General features: G+C 43.7%; 3 protein-coding genes. 1 reads left to right on the top strand and 2 read right to left on the bottom strand.

The genetic code is table 11. The annotated features are described in order from the left end of the window. Nucleotides 1-754 (bottom strand): prophage tail fiber N-terminal domain-containing protein (locus tag BM613_RS14220; RefSeq protein ID WP_181363205.1); only part of this gene is annotated, 754 nt, incomplete at its 3' end. Nucleotides 755-840: 86 nt separating this feature from the next. Between BM613_RS14220 and BM613_RS14215 the strand changes: the two genes are divergently transcribed. Beyond that, a complete protein-coding gene (locus BM613_RS14215; protein ID WP_109431818.1) occupies nt 841-1,119 on the top strand; it encodes a hypothetical protein in 279 nt (92 codons plus the stop codon). A gap of 26 nt (nt 1,120-1,145) precedes the next feature. Here the strand turns inward: BM613_RS14215 and BM613_RS14210 are convergent. Further along, nucleotides 1,146-2,664 (bottom strand): phage tail protein (locus BM613_RS14210; protein ID WP_146192843.1); only part of this gene is annotated, 1,519 nt, incomplete at its 5' end.

Below are 2,664 nucleotides of genomic sequence, written 5' to 3'. Positions count from 1 at the left end.
GATTAGCAGTGGTTGCACTTGCGGATGCTTCCTTTGCTTTAGTATCAGCCAAAGTCGCATTATTAGCAGATGCAGTTTCTGACGCCTTAGCATTGTTAGCCGCAGTAGTTGCAGCATTTTTGAGAGCTGTTACTTCAGCGACGCCCTCTTCTTTAATATGTTGCGTGTCAGTTTTTAATTGCTGGACTTCAGCCTTAAGTCCTTGCACAGCAGTAAGAGATTGTTGAGCTGATGTAGCAGAACTAGCCGCAGCGTTCTTGGATTGCAATGCAGAAGACGCACTAGCAGCAGATTCCTGTTTTGACAGCAGAGCTGACGCTGCATCCGTTGCAGCAGAGTTTTTACTTGTCTCCGCGTTAAGCTCACTCTTCTTAGCATTAGCAGCAGATTCAGAAGCCTGCAACGCAAATTGCTCAGAGTTAGCGACCAGTTGCTTTATCTCCTGAAGTATTTCAGGTGTTGTTTCTTCTGGAGCCCATTTAGTAAGATATGCGTTAAGTGAACCGTCTTGACTATCAGTATAGACTACAATGTCACCAGCTTTATATGGTTCCTTACCTTCAGGTCCAATAATAACCACATAATGTCCGGTGTTCACTGTTACGTCGTAAGCACCTTGTGAATCGGTCTTAAATACCGCTTTACTTCCACCTAGAACTACAATAGTATTGCTTCGTGCAAGTAAGAAGACGTTTGCGTTGACGATTGGTTTATTCAATCCATCAACTAAAATACCATGTAAACGAATTGCCATGAGTTGTGCCCTTATATAAGATCGGGGTTTACATCTTAAATTATATCCCTATATAGTTGTTACACACAAACATAAAGGAGTTTGAAATGAAGACTTTAATCTGCGCCATTATCCTTTCTATGACTGCTACGTTTGCTTATGCGTCTGGCTCTTCCGGTGGTACTGGTGGTCCAGGTAATGGTGGAGCTGGTGGTTCATCATTAGGTGGGCATACTGGTGGAGTAAGCAACATTGAGCACCAGACTGTCATCTACGAAGGTACTACAGCCGGTAAAGCTAAAGCTGAGTGGATGAAAGGTAAAAAAGTTAAACCTGATTGCTCACCAGCTATGAACCGTGTTGGTTGGTCCGAAGGTTGTAAATAATAAATAAGGGCCTTTCGGCCCTTATTTTATGAGTAAGTAAAGGATCCAGAACCCCTTGTTACAATCATTGTTGGACTTCTTAACCATCTATGAGTAGCGCCCTCCTTAAATACGATTTTTGCAGTTACAGTTGCCGCAGTAACACCTTTAAAAGTCGCCATAACCGTACCAGACGTAGACAACATACCACCTTCCGTATCACGAACGGATGTACCTGCGGATGCGCTTTTAGTAACACCATTCACGGTAATTTCCGCCCCTAGTAACATCCCCGGATATTTAGGAACACCAGAAAGGTTAGCCATGACTGTGATGGTCTTAGTTGTATTAGCCGTGTCCCTATAAGTGATTGTACGTACCATATCATACGTACCACCTTCACCATATAAATCGTCAGCAACACCCATGTTGCATACATCACCAATAAAACTAGTAGCTTCTACAGTCCCTTTGAACTTACCGCTTGTTGCTTGTATCTCGCCAGTAAATCTACCGCCATTGGCATATACTATACCTCTGACAGTTACGTTGTTGAATTCAGCGTCCCCAGCTTTATTCAACTTCCAACCAGCGGAACCGGCTACATAGTTGTTAGACTGAATGTAGTTACCGATCTTAGCGTTATCAATGGACCCGTTCTCAATGAACGTTGCCTTCATGAATACTTGACCGTTTTTAACTGCAAATGCTAAATCCGCTGTGCTGTTAGTTGGGTTATAGATAGCAAAGTTATTAGCGTTCACCATAAAGTAGGATTGGATAGCTCCACCTGAACCTTCCATACCTAACTGAATACCAGCAACGTATTTCTGACCTTTACTATCTACCTGGATCTTAGCGCCCCACTGAGCGTTAACGTTACCTTCAAGGTCTACAACAGACTTACTGACTTCCTGTACGGTAGCTTTGACCACATCAATCTGTTGGCCGTTTGTCTCGATCAACTTACCTTGAGCATCTATTAACTGGCCTTGCTCATTGATTGTAACGCCTTGCTCTTGCACTTTACCGTCAACAAGGACTACGGATTGCTGTACTGTGTCAATCGTCTGAGTTAAGCGACCCTCGGACGTCTCAATTTGGTCGTCCACATAACTCTTGACACCATCGCTAACGTTTCCAATCTCAGCCATAAGTTCTTTATAGGTGTTAGTACCTTTGAACTCTGTGTCAATTTGAGGAATAAGTCCAGCAGCATCTGTGAAGCATCTTGCGACTACCTCTATAAATGCAGAAGAACCAAAAGCGTTAATCGCACGCACATACCAGTAATAAGTGTGGTCATTGAGCAGTCCTTCTGAAGTCCACGTTGTACCCATACCGGCACGGGTAGCCTGTTTCTCTACCACATCTACAGCGGCAGATGGCAATCTTGTTTCACCGGACGTCCAGAAATCATATTGCGTACTAACGTTCGCCAAATCTGCAGATTTTGGTTTTAGTGTCACTGCAAAGTAGCCTTGCGTTACTTCAACAGATGTAGGAGCAGAAGGTGCCTGAATGTTAAATTCAAGATATGCTTCTGGGCTGGTTGCGCCAGTATAC

Origin of the sequence: Sulfoacidibacillus thermotolerans (genome assembly GCF_003144315.1) — a bacterium.
GTDB lineage: Bacteria > Bacillota > Bacilli > Alicyclobacillales > SLC66 > Sulfoacidibacillus > Sulfoacidibacillus thermotolerans.
Note: the sequence above shows the minus strand (reverse complement) of the source record. Positions and strands in the feature narration are given on the sequence as shown.

Bases quoted from the DNA above. Each gene is read 5' to 3' on its own strand.
- BM613_RS14215 (WP_109431818.1), top strand. From the start codon at position 841: ATGAAGACTTTAATCTGCGCCATTATCCTTTCTATGACTGCTACGTTT.